Raw genomic sequence first — 20096 nt, forward strand, 5'->3', positions numbered from 1 at the left:
CTGTTACTCCGCCGCTTCTATATTTGTGTCTGCCCCAAGAATGGGCAGCTGCATTTCAAAAACCGCGCCACCGCCTTGGCCGTTGCGCGCAATCAACCTCCCGCCCAGATCGCTAACGATCCCTGACGAAATGGCCAATCCCAACCCGACGCCATCGCCGGGTTGCTTGGTTGTGTAGAACGGCTCGAACAGAGCATCGAGGTCTTCGATCCCCGGCCCATTATCCCGCACCGTTACTGTCGCGGTTTCTCCCGCTGAAAGTATAATGTCTACGCGCGGGTTTCGTTCCGACTTTGTCGCGTCTAGTGCGTTGCGCAGTAGATTGACCAAAACCTGTTCAATGCGCATCCGGTCACCCATCACCATAACAGGATTATCGGGCAGAATGCGGCTAATCTCGACCTGACGCTGACGCAGCTGTGGTTCCATCATGGAAAGTGACGAAGCAAGTGCTGCGGCCATATCTACCGGCGAGAACGCCTCCTGCCCCTTGCGGGCATAAGATTTAAGCTGCCGTGTGATTGCACTCATCCGCTCGATCAGGTCATCGATACGGCCAAAGGACGACAATGCTTCCTCGGGGCGGTTGCGGCGTAGTAACAGGCGCGCACCGGCCAAATAGGTCTTCATTGCCGCCAAAGGCTGGTTCAATTCGTGGCTGACGGCGGCGGACATTTCACCCAAAGCGGCCAGTTTGCTGGATTGGACCAGCGTCTGTTCGGCCACGGCCAGTGTTTCTTGTACGCGCTTTCGCTCGGCAATCTCGCGTTGCAGCGCAGCGTTGAGCGCCCGCAATTTTGCTGATTCTCTTTGAAAAATTGCCAGCCGCCCCGCTGTGCGGCGGCTAAGGAAGTAGAAGGTCAGCGCCAAAAGAATAGCAAATCCCATCACTTCAAGCGCCAGCACCCCGTTCACCTTTTCGCGCACGCTGGCGTAAGTGGTGTAGCTGGTCATCCGCCAGCCGCGAAACGGGATCTTGTTCTCCAGCCGCATCACCGCTTCGCCCTGCAAATAGGCATCGGGCGGCAGCGCCGTCCAATCGGCAGTAGCTTTGATCGCCCGTTCGATGGCGGATTGCGGGGTGTGGTTGGCCAAGGCTTCGGGTTCTGTCAATCCGCGCCATGTCGGGGCGGTGGCGAGGATAATCTCGCCCGAACTGTCCATCACGATGACAGCGTCCGAAATGCCCGCCCAAGCCCGCTCGAATTTTTGCAGATCAACCTCGACGGCAATAACGCCCAGCGTTGTGCCGCCATCCTGAATGCGCCGCGAATAAAGAAACCGGTAGCCGCCCGCATCGCGCTTTATGGTGCTAAAGATCGTCGCGTTGGAGCGGATCGCATCGACAAAATAGGATTGCGCCCCGTGCTGCGAGCCAAGTTTGTTGCGATCTGTGGCCGCCACAGTCCGCCCGTCAATGTCATAGAGCATCAAGGACGCCGCACCGATTTCCTCGACAAAGGATATCAGCCGCTGGGTCGAGAGAGAGTAATCAGCCGAATTCAGCGCGCCGATCAGGGTCGGATCCCGCGCCAAAAGCTGCGGCACAATCGCGTTCTGGCGCAACTCGGCCAGCAGATTGCCGCTGTAAAGCGCGATACGCAACTCGGCGCGGCTGCGGGTGCTTTCGGTAAAACGGTCCGTCAGAAGCCTGTTGGTCACCGAAATCGTGATGACAGCCAAAAGCATGAGAAGGCTAATAGCGACCCTGACCCGCCAGGATATGGTCAGGCCGGACTTGGGTGATGACGTGTCGCTCATCCGTACAATCTACGCTTGCGCGGGCGCGCACTCAAGTCACGCTGTAACAAGCGCCCCGGCCAATGCGCGGAAGAGCGCCGCTCCGTCAGTGCCGCCATGCCCTGCATCTGCAGCCCGCTCGGGGTGCGGCATCATGCCCAGCACGCGGCGGTTATGCGACAGGATACCGGCAATATCGTCTTGCGCGCCGTTAGGGTTATCAGCATAGCGGAAGGCAACGCGGTCCTGATCGCGAAGCGCCGCTAGCGTCGCCTGATCAGCAAAATAGTTACCGTCATGGTGCGCAATTGGAATATCCAGCACCGCGCCGAGATCATATTGCGAGGTGAAATCGCTCTTGGTGGTTTCGACCCGTAGCCCGACGGTCTTGCAGATATACTTCAACCCTGCATTGCGCAAAAGCGCACCGGGCAGCAAGCCTGTCTCGGTCAGCACCTGAAAGCCGTTGCACACACCAAGCACATAGCCACCACGTTCGGCATGGGCCTTGACGCTCTGGCAAATCGGCGATTGCGCGGCGATGGCCCCGCAGCGCAGGTAATCGCCATAGGAAAACCCGCCCGGAACGCCGACAATGTCGATGCCATCGGGCAAGGTGCTATCCTTGTGCCAGACCATCGTGACATCTGCCCCCGCGGCTTTGAACGCGACAGCAAGGTCACGGTCACAGTTGGAACCGGGGAATACAATGACAGCAGCTTTCATGGCGCAGACCTTTCAGTAATCCGAGCCGCGGCTCAGACCATCTCCACGGAGTAGGATTCGATGACCGTATTGGCCAACAGCTTTTCACACATCTGGGTCACCTCGGCCTCGGAGGTGCCGGGCGCGAGATCGAGTTCGATCACCTTGCCCTGACGCACACCATTCACGCCGCCAAAACCCATTGCACCCAAAGCATGGCGTACCGCTTCGCCCTGCGGGTCGAGAACGCCATTCTTGAGCATCACGTGCACCCGTGCTTTCATGGGGGCTAACTCCTACTTGATCTGTATCGTTGTATTAAATGCCTGCGCCGATCCTAGTTGATCAGCGTAGGCTTTGTAATTGGGGTCGAGTTCTTAGGCATCACGCCCAAACGCTTGGCGACCTCGGTATAGGCGTCGGTGAGCGAGCCCAGATCGCGGCGGAACACATCTTTGTCCAGCTTCTGGCCGGTCTCGATGTCCCACAAACGACAACTGTCTGGGCTGATCTCGTCGGCTACGATCAAACGCTGGAAATCACCGTCATAGACGCGACCAACTTCGATCTTGAAGTCTACCAGCTTGATTCCCACGGCCATCATCACACCGGAGAGGAAGTCATTGACCCGCAGCGCGAGGCTGAGAATATCGTCCATATCCTGCTGCGTGGCCCAGCCAAAGGCAGCGATATGCTCTTCGGTGACCAACGGGTCGCCCAAAGCATCGTCCTTATAGCAGTATTCCACGATCGGGCGCGGCAATTGCAGCCCCTCTTCGAGACCCAGACGTTTGGACATCGACCCTGCTGCATAGTTGCGCACGATGATTTCAAGCGGAATGATCTCGACCTGACGGACAAGCTGCTCGCGCATGTTCAGACGGCGGATGAAATGCGTCGGCACGCCGATGTTGTTCAATCCGGTCATGAAATATTCCGACAGGCGGTTGTTCAACACACCTTTGCCTTCGATCACGTCCTTTTTCTGGGCGTTGAAAGCTGTCGCATCATCTTTGAAGTACTGAACGATCGTCCCTGGCTCGGGGCCTTCATAAAGTATCTTTGCTTTACCTTCGTAAATCTTTTTGCGCCGGGCCATTGGCGTCCTTTCCGCTCACGGGCCGGAATATCCATGGCCCCTTTGCGCCCCTCATAGTGCAAGCCCCCCCTTGCTGCAAGTATGCCTTCCCCTTGTGCAGCGCGGCTTGCGGTCGCATATTTGGTCCAATCGTATCGTCCACCAACAGGAGACCCCGATGAGCACTTTCAACGACCGCGAAAACGCATTTGAAAACAAATATGCCCATGACGAAGAGATGCTCTTCAAAGCCGGCGCCCGACGCAACAAGTTGCTGGGCCTTTGGGCAGCAGATCTGATGGGCAAAGCCGGCGAAGCCGCTGCTGAATATGCCCGCGAGGTCGTAAAATCGGATTTCGAGGAGGCCGGTGACGAGGATGTTTACCGCAAGGTCTCCGGTGATCTGGGCGAAAAGGCCAATGAGGCCACCGTGCGCAGCAAAATGCTGGAACTGATGGCCGAGGCCAAGGCACAAGTCATGGCGGAAGTTAAATAGTCCACCTGCCCTGCCCTTTGTAATCTTAAGCAGGCGCCAACCAGCCCGTCTGGTTGGCGCTTTTGTTCTTGCCTCAACCTCATAAACAACATGAAGAATATGAGGTTGCTTTGATGTTCTCTGCGTGACATCAGGCCAAATTCCCGCGAAAGGAGCCCCCGATGGCGAACGCTTTTACTGATCTGCTGGCCCAAAAAGGCACCTTGATGGCCGATGGCGCCACTGGCACCAATTTGTTCAACATGGGATTGATGTCCGGCGACGCCCCCGAAATGTGGAACACCGACGAGCCGAAAAAGATCATCGCGCTCTATAAATTTGCCGTTGATTCCGGCAGTGACCTGTTTCTGACCAACAGCTTTGGTGCCAATGCCTCGCGGTTGAAACTGCACGGCGCGGAAAAGCGCGTGCATGAGCTAAGCCGCGTCGCCGCCGAACTGGGCCGCGAAGTTGCCGACCGTGCGGATCGCAAAGTGCTGGTCGCGGGCTCCGTTGGTCCCACGGGCGAAATTATGGAACCCGTCGGGCCGCTGACCCACGCGCTGGCCGTCGAGATGTTTCACGAAACTGCCGATGGCCTGAAGGCCGGTGGTGCCGATATCGGCTGGCTTGAAACCATCAGCGCCCCTGAAGAATACCGCGCAGCAGCCGAAGGATTCGCGCTGGCGGGACTCGACTGGTGCGGCACGATGAGCTTTGACACCGCCGGACGCACGATGATGGGCATGACCTCCGAAGCGATGGTCGAAATGGTACACGGCCTCGACAATGCGCCAATGGCTTACGGCGCCAACTGCGGCACCGGTGCCTCGGACCTGCTGCGCACCGTGTTGGGCTTTGCCGCCAAGAACGGCCAATTGCCGATCATTGCAAAGGGCAACGCGGGCATCCCGAAATACCACGAAGGCCACATCCACTATGACGGCACGCCCGAATTGATGGGCCAGTACGCCGTGATGGCCCGCAATTGCGGTGCGAGCATCATTGGCGGCTGCTGTGGCACGATGCCAGAACACCTCGTCGCGATGCGTGCCGCACTGGACGAAACGCCCAAAGGCGATGCGCCAACATTGGAAGAGATCGTCGAAGTGCTCGGCCCGTTCTCCTCGGCCAGCGACGGCACCGATGGCGAAGGTCCGGTCCGCGCACCGCGTCGGGGCCGCCGCCGCTAATCTTGTCGGCAAGACTTCAAATTTAAGCCGCCCCTTAATCAGGGCGGCTTTTTTATGCGTGCCTCAGATTAAGCTCAACTGACGGCTGTCGCGCGCAGGCGGCCGAAACAGATCACAGCGCAACGGCGCTGTCTTCGCGTCCAGCCCCAACCTTTTGACCGCGATCGCAAAACGTTTTGCCACCATCTCCGCATAGGGGCCCTCGCCGCGCATCCGGCGGTGCCATTCGGCATCATATTCCTTGCCGCCATGCATCGCCCGCAAATGCCCCATTATCCGCGCGGCGCGGTCGGGGTAATGGGTCGCCAGCCATTCCTGCACCAAAGGCGACACCTCGCGCGGCAGTCGTAGCATGATCCAACTGGCATGGGTCGCGCCTGCATCGCGGCCCGCAGTCAGGATCGCCTCAAGCTCCGGATCGGTCAGCGCCGGCACCATCGGCGATGCCATCACCCGCACCGGCACCCCCGCCTCGGTCAAGCGGCGGATCACCTGCAACCGCCGTTGCGGCGCAGGCACGCGCGGCTCCATCAACCGGCTCAGCTTTGCATCCAGCGAGGTGACCGATATCCCGACCCGCACCAACCCGCGCTTGGCCATATCGGACAGAATGTCGATATCCCGCTCAATCAGGCTGCCCTTGGTCACAATCGCCACAGGATGGTTGGACTCGGACAAAACCTCCAGACAGGCGCGCATGATTCCATGTTGTTTTTCTATCGGCTGGTAAGGATCGGTGTTGGTGCCAATTGCAATCGGCGCGACGCGGTAGCTGCGCGCCGCCAATTCACGCCGCAGCACCTGCGGCGCCTCGGGCCGCGCCACCAGCCGGGTTTCGAAATCAAGCCCCGGCGACAAACCCAGATAGGCATGGCTCGGCCGTGCAAAGCAATAGACGCAACCATGCTCGCAACCGCGATACGGGTTGATCGAGCGGTCGAATGGTAAATCCGGCGAGCGATTATAGGTGATCACACTGCGCGGCACCTCAATACTCGTCTCGGTGCGTAGGACCGGAAGCGCCTCCTCCGGCTCCCAACTATCATCAAATGCTTCCTGTGCATAGCGCTCGAAACGGCCTGCGTGGTTGCTGGCGGCCGCCCGTCCCTTGATGCGAAATCGCTGATGCTCGGTATCCATGATTATTGTTAGAACAAATGAGGAACGCACGCAAGTTATGACCGCCGCGATCTTGCTGCTGCCCCCTGTTCCAAGCTATCCAATCAGCGTCCTGCGTCGCGCAACAATCGGCCAGTGTCGCAATTTGCGCACCAACGCCTGCCTATCCGTGACAAAAGGACGCTAATGCGAAGCAGCCGCAATACCCGTAACGAAGGAACCGCGCATGTCCGACGAAGACGAAATCATCCTGGCCGATCTGGACGACGAAGAACTTGTTCAACAGATGTTTGACGACCTTTACGATGGCCTCAAGGAAGAGATCGAGGAAGGCGTAAACATTCTGCTTTCGCGCAAATGGATCCCCTATGACGTGCTCACCAAAGCGCTTGTCGGCGGTATGACCATCGTCGGTGCCGACTTCCGCGACGGCATCTTGTTCGTGCCTGAAGTGCTGCTCGCCGCCAATGCGATGAAGGGTGGCATGGCCATCCTCAAGCCGCTGCTGGCTGAAACCGGCGCCCCGCGCGTCGGCAAGATGGTGATTGGCACGGTCAAAGGCGACATTCACGACATCGGCAAGAACCTCGTTGGCATGATGATGGAAGGTGCCGGTTTCGAAGTCGTTGACCTCGGCATCAACAACTCGGTCGAGAAATATCTCGAAGCGATGGAGACCGAAGGCCCTGATATCCTTGGCATGTCGGCCCTGCTGACCACCACAATGCCCTATATGAAAGTCGTGATCGACACGATGATCGAACAGGGCATTCGTGATGATTACATCGTGCTGGTCGGCGGCGCGCCATTGAACGAAGAGTTCGGCAAGGCTATCGGCGCAGACGCCTATTGCCGGGATGCCGCCGTGGCTGTGGAGACCGCCAAGGAATGGATGGCGCGCAAGCACAACAACGCCAAATCCGCGTAATGTGTCCTTAATCTCGAACAACGGCTCCGCCCATCCGGCGGGGCCTTTTTTATGTGTACCACATCAGCCGCCCGATCAGACCTTTTACCAAGCGACCCTGCCCCCTATCTTGATGGAAAGGAGTTTGTGATATGCCAGTTTCAAGATTTGCGCTGATGCTGGTCTTGGTGATCAGTGCCGCTGGCCCCACCGTTTGGGTGGCTACCGCATTCGCTGGTTCTCAGATGACCGCATTTGCCATCGGTCTTATCGCCCTCGCCCTGCTCATTGCTGCCGCGCTGGCCCGCTTGCTGTGGAAGGGTAAGAGATGAACAAGACCGATCAGATTCTCCTGATCGCCTGCGGCGCGTTGGCGCGTGAAATTCTTGCCCTAAAGGCGGCGAACGGTTGGGACCACTTGCACCTCCACTGTCTGCCCGCCAACCTGCATCACTACCCTGACAAGATCACCCCCGCGGTCGAAAAGATGGTCGCCGAACGCCGGGATGAATTCGCCGATATCTTCGTGGTCTACGCCGATTGTGGTACCGGTGGCATGTTGCAAGCCGCCTGCGACCGCATGGGCATTCGCATGATCGAAGGTCCGCACTGCTACAGCTTCTTCGAAGGCAACGACACCTTCGCGGCGCTCGATGAAATGACGGCCTTCTACCTTACAGATTTCTCTGTCCGCCAATTCGACGCCTTTATCTGGAAGCCGCTTGGCCTCGACCGCCACCCAGAATTGCGCGACATGTACTTCGGCAACTATGAAAAACTGGTCTACCAAGCGCAGCTTGATGATCCCGCGCTGACCAAGAAAGCGAAGGCCTGCGCGGATAAACTTCGCCTGCCATTTGAGCGCCGCCTGACTGGGTACGGCGATCTTTCTAAAGCAATATCAAATAATTAATGAACGTTCTTCAGCCGGAACATTAACCTCAGAATAGCTGTGGCTTGGCCCCAGGTCGAACAATATCACGCAGCCGCGGCTGTCTCGCAAATCCGCTCGATCATCGCCCGCAACCCGTTCGAGCGTTGCGCCGACAAATGATCATTCAACCCCAGCCGTGCCATCTCTGCTCGCGCGTCTACCGCCAAAACCTCGGCGGGCGTCAGCCCGTTATACAGGCTACGTAGCACCGCGATCAAACCCGAGACGATCATCGCATCACTGGCCCCGTCAAAATGCAACTTGCCCGCGTCAAACTGCGCGTGCAGCCAGACCTGGCTCGCACAGCCATCCACCTTGGTCGCAGGCACCCGCAATGCCTCGGGCAGTGCGTCCATCGCCTTGCCTTGTTCGATCACATGGCGATAGCGGTCTTCCCACTCGTCCAGAAACTCGAAATCTTCGACAAGTTCTTCAAAGGCGGCAGTTGCCATCGGGTTGGCTCCTTGAGGTAGGCATTCCCAGCAGAGGTAGGAGGACATCGCCCAAAGGTCCACCCCCTTCCCAAGGCCCGTTTGATGCGCTAGTCAAAAGACAATGATTAACCTCATGGGCGGACCACATGCGCAAGACGACTTCACTTCTTTTGGTACTGACCCTGAGCTTGGGCGCCTGCGGCACGATCCGTGACAGCCGCGTCAATCCATTCAACTGGTTTGGAAAATCGCGCTCAGAACCAGCCTCGGCAAGCACGACCAATCCACTAATCCCTGCAAGTGGCGGGCTGTTCCGCAGGTCCAGTGCCGAAAAGAACGCCTACGAGGGTCGTCCTTTCGAGCAAATCAGCGATCTGACCATCGAACAGGTGCCTGGCGGTGCAATTATCCGGGCGACCGGCCTTGCGGCGCGTCAGGGGATTTACGAGGTCCAGCTGACCCCCGCCAATGCAGACGAAGAGCCCGTAGATGGCGTTCTGACCTACCGGCTTGAGGGTATCCGCCCCACGGGCAAAACCGCCGTTGGTGCGGTGCCCACCCGCGAAGTGATCGCGGCGCGGCGGGTGACCGACCAGACATTGGCGGGCGTTACGTCGATCCGTGTCGAAGGACAGCTCAACGCGCAGGTTGCGCGGCGCTGACCGCCGCACAACCGGTTTTTCGCAAACTTACTTCGCTGCCGTCACGATGACTTCAACGGTATAGCCGGGAGTGGCCAGCTTGGCCTCGCCGCAGGCACGTACAGGCGTGTTGCCCTGTGGCACCCACGCGTCCCAAACGCCATTCATTTCGGCAAAATCAGCCATATCAGCCAGCCAGATAATGACTTGCAGCATGCGGCTCTTATCGGAGCCGACTTCAGCCAACAGCGCATCAACCTTATCAAGGCAATCCTGGGTTTGCTGGGCGACGCTGGCGCCTTCGGTGCCAACCTGACCGGCAAGGTACACAGTTTCCCCGTGTACAACGATCTGGCTCATGCGGGGTCCGCCGTGGTGGCGCTCAATAGTACTCATCTGATGTGTCTCCTGAATTCAGACTTCTACAACTTTGACCGTACTACCCTTGGCAGTAAGAGCGATCTTGCCCTCACAAAGCCGCAGGGCGTCATTGCCAAATACTTCGCGCCGCCAGCCGCTGAGCGCGGGCAAATCGCGCAGACCTGCGGCAATCCCGTCCAGATCGGCAGCAGGCGCAATCAGCTTGGCTGCCACACCGGCAGATTCGGTTTTGGCTTTCAGCAACACCCGCAACAGATCGGCGAGGGCAGGATTAACCTGCATCTTGTCGCGGCTGCGGTCGGGCTGCGGCATATCGGCGGTCTTGCAGGCGCTGCCCGCCTTGATCGCGGCAAGGATACCATCGGCAATATCGCCGCGCCGCGCTTCGCGCAGCAGCAGACGGGCTCGCCCCAGTTCCTCAACATTCGTTGGTTTCAAACTGGCCAGTTCAACCAGCGCATCATCCTTCATCACGCGGTTGCGCGGGATGTTGCGGGTCTGGGCATAGTCTTCGCGAAAGGCAGCAAGCTCACGCACAATTGCCAGAAACTTTGGCGAATTAGTGCGGGTTTTCACCCGTTTCCACGCCTCGTGTGGGACAGTGATATAGGTGTCGGGATTGGTGAGAATCTCCAACTCTTCGGCAACCCAGCGGCCGCGTTCGCTCTCTTCCAGCTTTTTGGCGAGAAATTCGTAGATCTGGCGCAGGTGGGTCACATCGGCCAGCGCATAGACCTTTTGCGCATCGCTTAAGGGGCGGCGCGACCAGTCGGTAAAGCGCGAGGTCTTGTCGACGCCTTCGTTCACAATCTTGCGAACCAGTGTCTCATAGCCGACCTGCTCGCCAAAGCCGCAAACCATCGCGGCGACCTGCGTGTCAAAAAGTGGCTCGGGAAAGACCTGTGCATCAACAAAGAAAATCTCGAGGTCCTGCCGTGCGGCATGGAAAACCTTAACGACCGAGGTATCGCGGAACAGCGTATAAAGCGGCTCCATCGAGATACCTTCAGCCAGTGGATCGACCAACACAGCATTGTCGTCCGTGGTGCCAGGCATCGCCAACTGCACAAGGCAAAGCTTTGAATAATAGGTACGTTCGCGCAGAAATTCGGTATCGACGGTGACGTAATCGTGCTTGGCCGCCTCTTCACAAAATTCGGCAAGGTCGGCTGTCGTTGTAATGGTTTTCATGGACACACTTTGCAAAAGGTCAGAATAGGGCGCGCTCAATTTCAAGACAGCTACAACAACCCGCCCCAGTTGACCAGATCACCCTTCCAGGGTGATGCGCTGCCGGTCATCCGCCGCGAACCTGCGCAGAACCGCCGGATAAAGCTGATGTTCCAACATCAGCACGCGGGCCGCAAGAGTATCTGCTGTATCATCTGGCAAAACTGCAAGACTGGCCTGCCCCAGCACCGGCCCATCATCCAGTTCTGCCGTCACTTCGTGCACTGTGCAGCCGTGGCGGGTATCGCCTGCTTCCAGCGCGCGGGCGTGGGTGTGCAACCCGCGATATTTAGGCAGCAAGGAAGGGTGGATATTGATCATCCGCCCTGCCCAATGGTCAGTGAAGCCGCCCGTCAGCTTGCGCATGAACCCCGCGAGACAGATAATATCGGGCGCATGCGTCACGAGGGCGGCATTTAGCGCGTCCTCGAACGCGGCACGGTCCTCGCCATAAGGACGGTGATCTACAACCACAGTCGCGATGCCGTGGTCTTGCGCCCATTTAATCCCGCCCGCATCGGCCTTGTTGGACACCACAGCACAGGGCCGCGCGGGGTGATCGCCGGTCATATCATCGACGAGCGCCCGCATGTTGGAGCCGCCCCCCGAGACAAAGATTGCAACCCGTCGCGTCAAAGCAACGCGCCTGTGTAAGTAACGCCGGACCCTTTAGTGATATGGCCGATCTCGATGGCGGTGTGCCCGTCGGTGGCAAAAGCCGCCTTGGCAGCCTCGACCTTATCTGCTGGCACGACGGCGATCATGCCGACGCCTGCATTGAATGTTTTGAGCAATTCGCCTTGCTCCATGCCACCTTGGGCCGCCAACCAGTTGAACACAGGAGGCAAATCCCAAGCATCGAGGTTGATGGTGGCGCCCATGCCCTCAGACAACACCCGAGGCAGGTTTTCGGTCAGACCACCGCCAGTGATATGGGCCAGCGCCGAAACACAATCGTCACGCAACGCTGCAACCGCGCCTTTGACGTACAGCCGGGTTGGTGTCAGCAGTGCCGCGCCCAAGGTGCCCTCGCCCCACGGGCAGGATTCGTCCCATCCCAGACCGCTAAGTTCGACAATCTTGCGCACCAGCGAATAGCCGTTGGAGTGCACTCCGTCGCTCGGCAGCCCGAGCAACACATCGCCCTCGGCCACATCGCGCGGCAACTCGGTGCCCCGCTCCATCGCGCCCACAGCAAAGCCCGCCAGATCAAAATCACCGGCATGATACATGCCCGGCATCTCGGCAGTTTCGCCGCCAATTAGCGCACAGCCTGATTGCTCGCAGCCTGCAGCGATGCCGTTGATGATGCGCGTGGCCTGATCAAGCTCCAGCTTGCCCGTGGCGAAATAATCTAGGAAAAACAGCGGCTCGGCGCCTTGGCAGACCAGATCATTAACGCACATGGCGACCAGATCGATGCCGATACTATCGACGTTGCCTGTATCAATGGCGATCCGCAGCTTGGTGCCGACGCCGTCGGTCGCAGCAACCAGCACAGGGTCGGCAAAGCCTGCGGCCTTGAGATCAAACAGCGCGCCAAATCCGCCCAGACCAGACATCACGCCGGGCCGAGCCGTGCGTTTCGCCGCCGGTTTGATCCGTTCGACCAACGCATTGCCCGCGTCAATATCGACACCCGCATCTGCATAGGTAATGCCGTTTTTCGGTTCAGTCATGATCGGATCCCCAAGTCGCAAATAAATATGCCACTGCGCTTAGTGCATCGCGCTGCTTTGCACAACGGTAACCCTTGACGAAAGCTTCTCCTACGAATACCCACTCGCGCATGGCGGGCCTGTAGCTCAACTGGTTAGAGCAGAGCGCTCATAACGCTTTGGTTGCGGGTTCAAGTCCTGCCGGGCCTACCATACCGCCATAAAATACAATGTTTTCAATGATAGCGTGTCACACGCCGCGAAATCGGCGCGCATTGTGTGCCAATGGGTTACGAGGGGGGTGTCACACAGAATACCAACAATGCCACTGCCTTCAGAGGGCAGTGCCAGTAAAGTAACTGCACTAGATCCCCCTGTTCTTTTAAGTTTCGGATATGTGTCAAGTGATCCCGTAGCCGCGTTTCCGAACCGAGTAACGGGAAGGACACTAATCCCACCATCGATGGTAACGCACTATTGGCTCGCAAGTTCGACCGGAAAATCTAGGCAGGAACTTCCATGTTTGGGAGTGAAAAGGGCGAAAACCGGACATTCGTTGCAAGTGCTCGACACACGCCCAGAATGCGCAAAGCGGCCATTCAAGGGCCCATGACAATAGTTCAGAAAGCTCTCAGCCTGTTTGGCGCTTCCAACTGTCTACAAGTCTACACGCGCCCTCGACTAAGACCCTGTGTGCCCCCATCGGGTGGTCCAGTTCGAATGTTAGTGCATAGTCGGTCTTTGGTTTATCGGGACGATGCTCTTGGGCGCTGGCGGCCGGTATCTAAGGCGCTGTGGGGCCTGATCGTATCGTAGTGACGCCGCCAGCGTTCGATCAGGATGGGCCTCGCATAACGTGGTGAAGACCTCGCGGTTGAGCAGCTCATCCCGGAAAGGGGCATTGAATCTCTCGCAGCAGCCGTTCTCCCACGGTGAGCCGGGGGTGATGAATGCGGATTTTGCACCCACGGCACCGATCCAGGCACGCACCTTCTTGGCAATAAATTCTGCGCCATTATCCGACCTTATGTATTCCGGCGGGCCGCGTAGGATGAGACCAAAGCTTACGCGTTGCTTTCTTTAAAAATTTTAACGCTGCCTTCTTGTCACGTGCCTTTGTGACAAAGCTCTCCGAGATTTCACCTTCGTGATCCACGGCACGCCAGACGTAGTGTCGCTCACCATTTAACTTCACGAACATCTCGTCCAATTGCCAGCGCCAGCAACAGGACAGCATGCCTTGGATCAGGCGCTTTCGGATCTCAGATGCGAACATCGGATCAAACCTGTGCCACCAGAAACGGACCGCTTCATGACTGACATTGATGCCGCGTTCATCCAGCAGATCCTCAACACTCTGAAGCGAGCGGGGGAACCGTATGTACAGCCTCACTGCTAGGCGGATGATCTCGCGGCTCGTTTTGAAATAGCGGAATGTATCCGGTTTGGTCGTCCGGCGACGCTACGAAAGGACCCTGCTATGCTCAAGACAGTTTCTTCTGACAGTGCCCAGATAAGAGCTTGGCTCCTTCGCAAATCGAACATTTCCGCTAATAGGCGACTTTTCCCGACCTCAGCCCTCGCGCTCCGTCCTGAGACCAAGACGGCTCGCGTGCCACGCAGCTTCCGCACGTGAGCCAATGCCGAGCTTGCGGTAGATTGCCTTGATATGGCCTGCCACGGTGGTCACTGCAATGCCCATCTCCTGAGCAACCTCGGCATTCCTCAGTCCCCGCGCGATCAGCCCCAGAACTTCGGTTTCACGATGGGTTAACAGGGTTTCGGCATCCGAAGACGGACCCGTGAGCCGGAAATGTGCCATGATCCGCCGCGCGATTAACGGCGAGATGGCGGGTAGGCCGATGGATAATTGCGCCAATTGATGGGCAAAGGTCTCTGGCGCCGTCTCTTTAAGCAGATATCCATCCGCTCCGGCTGAAAGCGCCGCCACGATACTGGCGTCATCGCCCATGACCGTCGTGACCACCTTGATGGCATCGGGGCTGCTCCGCTTGATCATGCGCACTACCTCCAACCCAGAGCCGTCCGGCAGGCCAAGATCAATCAGTACCAAGTCGAAAGTTCTGTCCTGCAAACGGGTCGCCGCGCGCACGGTAGCCGCGGTGGAGACGCAAGTGCCGGGGAATATACCCAAGACCATATCGACGAGCCATCGGCGGGTCTCGACGATGTCTTCTACGATCAGAACGCTTTTCATTCTGCGGCCCTCGGCTTTATCTGGGCGGCGGGTTCAGCCGCCATTGGCGGCGAGAGAGAGAGCGTGGCGCTCAGAAGCGTTCCCGCCGGGCTGGTAGCGACCGCAAAGCGTCCGCCAACTTGTTCAACCCGGCTTGCAAGGTTCGTCAAACCGTTTCCAGTTGAGACATGGTCTGTCTTAAACCCCTTTCCATTGTCCTGCACCGAAATCCTCAGCCCGCCATCAGCGATTGCGAGGCTTACATCGACGGCGGTAGCGGAAGAATGTCGGATCACATTGTTAATCGTTTCCCTCAACAGGGACCGCAACGTATGAACGACCTGTGGGGCAAGCTCCACACTAGGGAGACCTTCGTCATGCCACTGTGTAACAATGCGCGCCGCATCAAGATGCTCCAGCATTTCCACCCGAAGGTCGGCTACAAGTTGCGGCAAAGGGAGACTGGTTTGATTGGGGTTCGAAATGATCTCGCGCAAATCTGACATAGTTTGGCGGATCAAATGATCCTTCCGATCCGGCTTGCTTGCATGGAGCGCCCCAAGCAGCAGAACGCCAATATTGTCGTGCATATCGCGGTTAATGCGCTGCCTTTCTGCGGCAACGGCTTCGACGTATTCGTGGTGTAATCGCAGACTACTTTCGATCATTGTGTTCAAGGACTTGGCGCGCGACAAATCGGCCGATGAAAACAACCGCCCGCCTTGGTGGGCCCATTCCAGCTCCAAACCGGGAAGCCCGGCCACAGGTGCAAGCTTTAATATCGCACCGTCGTTCTCCAGTTTTGTCGTGAGATCGTGGACCACCGTTGTCGGGGTAATGTGCAAAGGGTTGAAGAGATCAGCCCAGAATGACTGCAACAGTGCCTGCTGCCGAGGTCCGGCCTCAGCATGCGCTATTTCGGTAATGCGTTGATAGAGGACCTCGGCTGGCAGTCGCCGGTTGCGCCGCAGCCATCGGGCGATGACCTCGCGCACCGGCAAATAAGCCATGCCGACAATCCCCAACGCAAGTCCAAGCGCCGGTGCCCTGTCAAGCGAAAATCCGAAGATGAATGCCGCGTCAAGAAGCAGCAAGAGGGCTGCGCCGACGCCATAGAACAGTAGACCGAACGCATAGGTGCCCAGATCGAAAAGACGGTACCGCAGTACACCCATGGCGATCCCGACATAGATCAACAAGAAGAACAGAAATGCCGTACTCTGCTCAAGAAACGGCGGGAGATTCAGTAGTGTCGGCACCACCGAGGTCATCACAAAAGCGCCGGCTCCGATCGCAATAGAAAGGCCAAACCAGCCTAGCATTGCCCGGGCCCTTGGATCGCGCCTGTTGACGACGACTTGCGCCATAATCGCCGCTAGGAGCACAAGCATAACAGCGACAATCGCGTCCTGCATCAAGCCCACATATCGTGGCCAATCTGCCAGTTGGATGAATGCAATGACACCGCCGATCAAAACGGTGGGCAGCAGAAGCAAGCCGCGCGGCACGATCCGGCGCGGATACATTAAGAAAAGGGTGACAACGCCGATGCCGAAAGTCAGAGACCCGATGCTGTTGATCCGGCTGGCAGTCGCAAACACCGGCAGGCTTAACGCCAATTCTCGGGCGCTATAAACAGCCGCCGAGCCCGAGGCCATGGCCAAACCCACGCCAGCAAGCATGAACATCCATGCCGCCCTATCCTGTACACGTAAGCAAACCAGCCAAGCGCCCACAAGAAGGCCAGTAAGCGCGACCCCAAGCTGCAACCACAATTTGACCGGAAGATCGGCCAACGGACGTGTGGCCCTTGCTTCGACAGTAAAGCTTTCTATTGCTCCTGAAGAAACTGTCACGATTTCAACCGGTCCCGCCCGCAACATCGCGGCCATCTCGTCTTGCCGCCGGAAGAACCGGCGCAGGGCAGCCGCGGACTTCAGCGCGTCAGGCTCTTCGATCAGGTCTGTCGGTTCAAAGCTCAGCCGCGAAGCCGAAGATCTTTGACTCGGTTCGATGCTGAGCAATTGGGCGCCCTTGAGGGCGGCTGGCAAAACCGACTCTCGGTGTATTTTGTCGATGACAACATCGCCATCAAGACTGACCGTGAGACCGAGTCCCAACCAAGGTTGCTTTGTAGATAGCCAGACCAGAGCGAGCGCCAGCGCAACACTGACGACAACAATTCCTACAAAATATGCTCCCGGCGCAAAATACCTTCGCAAAGCCTTTCCCCTGTTATTCACTCTCAATTTTGTAGTGGCCGGACCGGAGCAGAACGTTCAACGCGTCAATCTATTATCAAATTTCTTTGCCACGATTAGTCGGATTAGCAGATCCCGCATCCCCCCCGAACAGGGGGCAGACGACGCATCAATGCGACGGGATAGTTCGTTATCTATGTTTTATACTTTGAGGGGATTGATCAAATGAGCAAGAGAATTTTCGTGTCCGCGGTGTCCATTGGCCTTGTAAGCGGCCTGTCCGGTTGCCTGTCGAATAGCAGTGGCATTCTTGCGGGTGCCGGGATCGGGGGATCGCAGGGGTACGAAGCTGCCTTCGATGCAGCCACCGCCCGCGTGCCGACGAGCGACATGCCAACCAGTTTGAACGCCAACTACACGGGCCAACTCAAGGTCGGCGTGAACAGCGGAACAGCCAACCTTCAGGGAACGACTGTTGCACCGCAGTCGGCAGAAATCATTGGTGACGTAAATATCGATGTAGCCTGGACCGATGGACAGGCAGCCAATCCTTTTTCCGGCGGTGCCAGCAATATTGTCGCAACCGAAGCAGGCACATCAAATTCTGTTGCAATTAATGGGCAATTGACCGTCGACCCAGCCATGCCCGCGTCGATCAACAGGACACATACGCCCTCGCAGGTCATTGCGGGCAATACGATCCCGGACATCAACACGGGGGCGTTCCTGTTTCACATGACAGGACGGTTAGAAAATGGCGGACAGGAAGGTGACGCGAACCTGCAGTTTGGCGGCAACTTCTTCGGTCCCGGTGGCAATGCAATGGTCGGAACCGTGAATGGCGGGATCAACGATGTGAACAACCCGTCACCGCAAATCTTCGATGTGGGCATCGGCGGCACCTTTTATGCCACACAATAAGTCCGGTGACCCGGTGCAAGGGCAATCAGCAGGGACGCCCTGTCGCTTTCGCATTGTGTAATCACACTGGGGACGTCATGAACCGAAAAATGCATCCCGCTCTGGTTGTCGCGTTATGGGCGTTATGGTGTCTGTGGCTCCCTGTACAAACGCTTGCATTTGTCCTTGATGACGCCGAAAAAGCGATCAATGTCGGGCGTGCCGCCGATGTCATCTCCGCCGTGCAGGCCTACCAGCCAACGACTGAGCAAGAGACCCTACGCCGTCTGTGGATACTCGGTGTTGCCAATGCGCGCGCGGGACGGGTCGATGAAGCGATTGCCCCTCTGGCCGAACTTGTCGCACTGATGCCCGCGCAGCCGGCATTTCGGCTCGAACTAACAAGCGCTCTGCTCGCAGCGGGACAGACAGAGCGCGCACGCTACCATCTTGAGCAAGTACGAAATGCCGATTTACGGCCCGAGGTCCGCGACCGCGTCGATGCCCAGATCGTTCGGCTCGACCGACCGAAACATTGGCTGGGCTATTTTCGCATGGCCTTTATCCCGGAGAGCAATGCAGCCCGCCAGACGCAGGCGGAAACTGTCAATCTGGGCGGTCTGTCGTTCAACCTTACCCCTGCCGCGCGCGAGCAGGCGGCGAATGGTGTGGAACTTGGGTTTGGCCTCGCAGCGGTCCCGCCCTTGTCCGCGCGGTTGCATGCGCGCTTCGGCTTGGATGTCAACGCCCGCCTGTTTGATGGCAATGCGCCCAACGATGTCATTCTACGCGCTCATACTGGCCTGATAGATTTTAACGCCGACGGCCGACGCCTTTTGGTTGAGATTTATGCCACGCAACGCTGGATTGATGAGACACACTATTCGCGCAGTCACGGTCTAGGACTTACCTATGGAAAGACCCTTGGCAACCGCGCGCGAATTGACCTCGCGGCGCAGCATGAAAAGTTGACCTACGTGCAAGGTCGATACGACACGAAACAGACCGCCGCCCAAGCACAGTTGTCCTATGCTGTTTCTCCTAGATGGGTCCTGCGTACAGGGCTGAGACTTGAGACCCGTTCAAGTCAATACGCCCCGGCTGCGGGATTCGCGCGCGGCCTTACCCTCGGCGGTGACTATACGTTCGCAAACGGCTTGCGGCTTGGGCTGGACCTGTCCTACGACTTGAACGACTTTAGAGGGGTGCATCCGCTTTTTGGGGTGGCGCGCAGTGATCGAAAGGCCTCTAGTACGATCCAACTGACCAACCAGAAATGGAACTTTCAAGGATTCGCCCCCGTTTTCAAGGTCAGAGCGGAACATCAGACCTCCAACATCGTTCTCAATAGCTATCGAAACCTTGGCGCCAGTATCGGTTTCACACGCTCGTTTTGAGGAAGGCCTCTAGAGGGTGCTGTCAGACCAATGCGAAGCAGTCTCTGCAAGGACTGGACCTGTCGCGGTTTGCCGAAGGGAATTTAGCAGGGCTTATAGCGTTGATGATCCGTATCATCTCAGCAAGGTGTGTCCCAGCGTCCTCGATGAACGGCCTACCTTGTTCTTCTTCTTGTGCTCCTGGGCAGGCACCAACAATTGCGATTTTAGGATGTTGATCCCCAAGGCGGTAGTCTGGTCCTGCAAAGCACATACTTCATTCCGGTTGGTCGCTGTTATCCAGCAATATGGATCAAATTCCAGAACAAAAGTGCCCACTTTTCCAAAGCACCCTAAAAGTGGGGCACTTTTAGGGGTTAAATATCTAATTTTATTGAAAAATATAGTGTAGTTAGAGCCCAGAAGAGAACCACGACCCCGAAAGACCAGTAACCCAGCTTCTTGACTTCTCCGCAAACAGAGAACCGTAAAGTCCGCTCTGCGGTCATCTGACCTAAAAAATTGCTGCACGATGTGCGAATGGCCGCTCTGACGGGCTGCATTGCAGCAATAGGTCAGCGATTGAATGGCTGGTTAGGGCCGGAACGACATGCAGGCAGCCACGACAGTCGGAAATTGCGCAGGAGCGCCGCTTGTCCGCCGCGAGCCTGCAGCAGACGCCTTCGGGCCACTACAACCAGCCCGCCACGGCCTACCGCCTCCACTAGGCCGCTATTTGATCCCAAACTGACCGAAATCCGACTACGACAGCCGTCGGACACCTTGCGCGGACGGGCGATGCGATGATTACGCCCATCGACCCAAACGGGATTGTGGACCGATAGACCGTACCAAATTTGCGTTCAAGATTGGTCTCGTCCCGGTCAAACACGACATCACGGATGCCAGGGTGAAGCGGCAGCAGCA

General features: G+C 57.6%; 21 protein-coding genes, 1 tRNA gene and 2 pseudogenes. 9 read left to right on the plus strand and 15 right to left on the minus strand.

Going from position 1 to position 20096, the window contains the following annotated elements:
• Nucleotides 1-3: 3 nt before the first annotated feature.
• From BM174_RS02810 to purC, 4 genes are read right to left on the minus strand one after another with little or no spacing between them, the layout of a single operon-like run.
• Nucleotides 4-1761, minus strand: a complete 1758-nt coding sequence (locus tag BM174_RS02810; RefSeq protein ID WP_093922320.1) for a sensor histidine kinase — start codon at nt 1759-1761, stop codon at nt 4-6.
• A 36-nt stretch (nt 1762-1797) separates the two neighbouring features.
• A complete protein-coding gene (gene purQ, locus BM174_RS02815) occupies nt 1798-2466 on the minus strand; it encodes a phosphoribosylformylglycinamidine synthase subunit PurQ (RefSeq protein WP_093922321.1) in 669 nt (222 codons plus the stop codon).
• 32 nt (nt 2467-2498) lie between these two features.
• Nucleotides 2499-2729, minus strand: a complete 231-nt coding sequence (purS, locus tag BM174_RS02820) for a phosphoribosylformylglycinamidine synthase subunit PurS (protein ID WP_093922322.1) — start codon at nt 2727-2729, stop codon at nt 2499-2501.
• A gap of 53 nt (nt 2730-2782) precedes the next feature.
• The gene (gene purC / locus BM174_RS02825) at nt 2783-3544 is read right to left on the minus strand and encodes a phosphoribosylaminoimidazolesuccinocarboxamide synthase (RefSeq protein ID WP_093922323.1); all 762 of its coding nucleotides are present in this window, start codon (nt 3542-3544) and stop codon (nt 2783-2785) included.
• 157 nt (nt 3545-3701) lie between these two features.
• Here purC and BM174_RS02830 point away from each other — a divergent pair, with 157 nt between their 5' ends.
• Both BM174_RS02830 and bmt read left to right on the plus strand, forming a co-directional pair.
• Nucleotides 3702-4019, plus strand: a complete 318-nt coding sequence (locus BM174_RS02830; protein ID WP_093922324.1) for a DUF1476 domain-containing protein — start codon at nt 3702-3704, stop codon at nt 4017-4019.
• Nucleotides 4020-4180: 161 nt separating this feature from the next.
• A complete protein-coding gene (gene bmt, locus BM174_RS02835; RefSeq protein WP_093922325.1) occupies nt 4181-5191 on the plus strand; it encodes a betaine--homocysteine S-methyltransferase in 1011 nt (336 codons plus the stop codon).
• Between the two features lie 63 nt (nt 5192-5254).
• Here bmt and BM174_RS02840 read toward each other — a convergent pair whose 3' ends face one another.
• A complete protein-coding gene (locus BM174_RS02840) occupies nt 5255-6331 on the minus strand; it encodes a PA0069 family radical SAM protein (protein WP_093922326.1) in 1077 nt (358 codons plus the stop codon).
• A gap of 205 nt (nt 6332-6536) precedes the next feature.
• On the opposite strand from BM174_RS02840, the gene BM174_RS02845 reads away from it, so the two are divergent.
• From BM174_RS02845 to BM174_RS02855, 3 genes are all read left to right on the plus strand, one after another.
• Entirely contained in the window at nt 6537-7238 is a 702-nt protein-coding gene (locus tag BM174_RS02845; RefSeq protein ID WP_093922327.1) for a corrinoid protein, read from the plus strand.
• 131 nt (nt 7239-7369) lie between these two features.
• Nucleotides 7370-7549, plus strand: coding sequence for a hypothetical protein (locus BM174_RS02850; protein WP_093922328.1), 180 nt, complete (start codon nt 7370-7372; stop codon nt 7547-7549).
• Nucleotides 7546-8130 carry a DUF1638 domain-containing protein gene (locus tag BM174_RS02855; RefSeq protein WP_093922329.1) on the plus strand — a complete coding sequence of 195 codons (585 nt, stop codon included), beginning with the start codon at nt 7546-7548 and terminating at the stop codon, nt 8128-8130. Before BM174_RS02850 ends, BM174_RS02855 begins: the two co-directional genes overlap by 4 nt.
• A gap of 65 nt (nt 8131-8195) precedes the next feature.
• Here the strand turns inward: BM174_RS02855 and BM174_RS02860 are convergent, their stop codons facing one another.
• Nucleotides 8196-8603: a SufE family protein gene (locus BM174_RS02860; RefSeq protein ID WP_093922330.1), complete on the minus strand. Its 408-nt coding sequence runs from the start codon at nt 8601-8603 to the stop codon at nt 8196-8198.
• Between the two features lie 128 nt (nt 8604-8731).
• Between BM174_RS02860 and BM174_RS02865 the strand changes: the two genes are divergently transcribed.
• Complete coding sequence (locus BM174_RS02865; protein WP_093922331.1) at nt 8732-9247, plus strand: hypothetical protein; 516 nt, start codon at nt 8732-8734, stop codon at nt 9245-9247.
• 27 nt (nt 9248-9274) lie between these two features.
• Here BM174_RS02865 and BM174_RS02870 read toward each other — a convergent pair whose 3' ends face one another.
• From BM174_RS02870 to purM, 4 genes are all read right to left on the minus strand, one after another.
• Nucleotides 9275-9622: a RidA family protein gene (locus tag BM174_RS02870; protein ID WP_093922332.1), complete on the minus strand. Its 348-nt coding sequence runs from the start codon at nt 9620-9622 to the stop codon at nt 9275-9277.
• Between the two features lie 18 nt (nt 9623-9640).
• Nucleotides 9641-10798 carry a ribonuclease D gene (rnd, locus tag BM174_RS02875; RefSeq protein WP_093922333.1) on the minus strand — a complete coding sequence of 386 codons (1158 nt, stop codon included), beginning with the start codon at nt 10796-10798 and terminating at the stop codon, nt 9641-9643.
• 78 nt (nt 10799-10876) lie between these two features.
• Nucleotides 10877-11473, minus strand: a complete 597-nt coding sequence (gene purN / locus BM174_RS02880) for a phosphoribosylglycinamide formyltransferase (protein WP_093922334.1) — start codon at nt 11471-11473, stop codon at nt 10877-10879.
• Nucleotides 11470-12516, minus strand: a complete 1047-nt coding sequence (gene purM / locus BM174_RS02885) for a phosphoribosylformylglycinamidine cyclo-ligase (protein ID WP_093922335.1) — start codon at nt 12514-12516, stop codon at nt 11470-11472. The genes purN and purM overlap by 4 nt, the downstream gene beginning before the upstream one ends.
• Nucleotides 12517-12631: 115 nt before the next feature.
• Between purM and BM174_RS02890 the strand changes: the two genes are divergently transcribed.
• Nucleotides 12632-12708: transfer RNA gene (locus BM174_RS02890), tRNA-Ile, on the plus strand.
• Nucleotides 12709-13218: 510 nt separating this feature from the next.
• Here the strand turns inward: BM174_RS02890 and BM174_RS02895 are convergent.
• The 4 genes and pseudogenes from BM174_RS02895 to BM174_RS02910 form a co-directional block, all read right to left on the minus strand.
• Nucleotides 13219-13548: pseudogene (locus BM174_RS02895) on the minus strand (integrase core domain-containing protein); the annotation flags it as partial.
• Nucleotides 13549-13558: 10 nt separating this feature from the next.
• Nucleotides 13559-13903: pseudogene (locus tag BM174_RS02900) on the minus strand (DDE-type integrase/transposase/recombinase); the annotation flags it as partial.
• A 165-nt stretch (nt 13904-14068) separates the two neighbouring features.
• Nucleotides 14069-14713 (minus strand): response regulator transcription factor, encoded by a 645-nt coding sequence (locus BM174_RS02905; protein WP_093922336.1) that lies wholly within the window; start codon nt 14711-14713, stop codon nt 14069-14071.
• Entirely contained in the window at nt 14710-16812 is a 2103-nt protein-coding gene (locus tag BM174_RS02910; protein WP_245766249.1) for a sensor histidine kinase, read from the minus strand. The genes BM174_RS02905 and BM174_RS02910 overlap by 4 nt, the downstream gene beginning before the upstream one ends.
• Before the next feature lie 306 nt (nt 16813-17118).
• On the opposite strand from BM174_RS02910, the gene BM174_RS02915 reads away from it, so the two are divergent.
• Nucleotides 17119-17814: a hypothetical protein gene (locus BM174_RS02915; protein ID WP_093922338.1), complete on the plus strand. Its 696-nt coding sequence runs from the start codon at nt 17119-17121 to the stop codon at nt 17812-17814.
• Nucleotides 17815-17903: 89 nt separating this feature from the next.
• A complete protein-coding gene (locus BM174_RS02920) occupies nt 17904-19190 on the plus strand; it encodes a porin family protein (RefSeq protein WP_093922339.1) in 1287 nt (428 codons plus the stop codon).
• A 22-nt stretch (nt 19191-19212) separates the two neighbouring features.
• Here the strand turns inward: BM174_RS02920 and BM174_RS21690 are convergent, their stop codons facing one another.
• Complete coding sequence (locus BM174_RS21690) at nt 19213-19443, minus strand: uracil-DNA glycosylase family protein (RefSeq protein ID WP_093922340.1); 231 nt, start codon at nt 19441-19443, stop codon at nt 19213-19215.
• Between the last annotated feature and the right edge of the window lie 653 nt (nt 19444-20096).

It is taken from the genome of Sulfitobacter brevis (assembly GCF_900112755.1).
Lineage (GTDB): Bacteria > Pseudomonadota > Alphaproteobacteria > Rhodobacterales > Rhodobacteraceae > Sulfitobacter > Sulfitobacter brevis.

Excerpts from the sequence above, each read along its gene's own strand:
- purQ (WP_093922321.1), bottom strand. The coding sequence starts at position 2,466 with ATGAAAGCTGCTGTCATTGTATTCCCCGGTTCCAACTGTGACCGTGAC.
- rnd (WP_093922333.1), bottom strand. The coding sequence starts at position 10,798 with ATGAAAACCATTACAACGACAGCCGACCTTGCCGAATTTTGTGAAGAG.
- BM174_RS02860 (WP_093922330.1), bottom strand. The coding sequence starts at position 8,603 with ATGGCAACTGCCGCCTTTGAAGAACTTGTCGAAGATTTCGAGTTTCTG.
- BM174_RS02855 (WP_093922329.1), top strand. The coding sequence starts at position 7,546 with ATGAACAAGACCGATCAGATTCTCCTGATCGCCTGCGGCGCGTTGGCG.
- BM174_RS02920 (WP_093922339.1), top strand. The coding sequence starts at position 17,904 with ATGCATCCCGCTCTGGTTGTCGCGTTATGGGCGTTATGGTGTCTGTGG.
- BM174_RS02840 (WP_093922326.1), bottom strand. The coding sequence starts at position 6,331 with ATGGATACCGAGCATCAGCGATTTCGCATCAAGGGACGGGCGGCCGCC.
- BM174_RS02845 (WP_093922327.1), top strand. The coding sequence starts at position 6,537 with ATGTCCGACGAAGACGAAATCATCCTGGCCGATCTGGACGACGAAGAA.
- BM174_RS21690 (WP_093922340.1), bottom strand. The coding sequence starts at position 19,443 with ATGTGCTTTGCAGGACCAGACTACCGCCTTGGGGATCAACATCCTAAA.
- purM (WP_093922335.1), bottom strand. The coding sequence starts at position 12,516 with ATGACTGAACCGAAAAACGGCATTACCTATGCAGATGCGGGTGTCGAT.
- BM174_RS02850 (WP_093922328.1), top strand. The coding sequence starts at position 7,370 with ATGCCAGTTTCAAGATTTGCGCTGATGCTGGTCTTGGTGATCAGTGCC.
- BM174_RS02865 (WP_093922331.1), top strand. The coding sequence starts at position 8,732 with ATGCGCAAGACGACTTCACTTCTTTTGGTACTGACCCTGAGCTTGGGC.
- BM174_RS02870 (WP_093922332.1), bottom strand. The coding sequence starts at position 9,622 with ATGAGTACTATTGAGCGCCACCACGGCGGACCCCGCATGAGCCAGATC.
- BM174_RS02810 (WP_093922320.1), bottom strand. The coding sequence starts at position 1,761 with ATGAGCGACACGTCATCACCCAAGTCCGGCCTGACCATATCCTGGCGG.
- bmt (WP_093922325.1), top strand. The coding sequence starts at position 4,181 with ATGGCGAACGCTTTTACTGATCTGCTGGCCCAAAAAGGCACCTTGATG.
- purS (WP_093922322.1), bottom strand. The coding sequence starts at position 2,729 with ATGAAAGCACGGGTGCACGTGATGCTCAAGAATGGCGTTCTCGACCCG.
- BM174_RS02905 (WP_093922336.1), bottom strand. The coding sequence starts at position 14,713 with ATGAAAAGCGTTCTGATCGTAGAAGACATCGTCGAGACCCGCCGATGG.
- BM174_RS02915 (WP_093922338.1), top strand. The coding sequence starts at position 17,119 with ATGAGCAAGAGAATTTTCGTGTCCGCGGTGTCCATTGGCCTTGTAAGC.
- BM174_RS02830 (WP_093922324.1), top strand. The coding sequence starts at position 3,702 with ATGAGCACTTTCAACGACCGCGAAAACGCATTTGAAAACAAATATGCC.
- purC (WP_093922323.1), bottom strand. The coding sequence starts at position 3,544 with ATGGCCCGGCGCAAAAAGATTTACGAAGGTAAAGCAAAGATACTTTAT.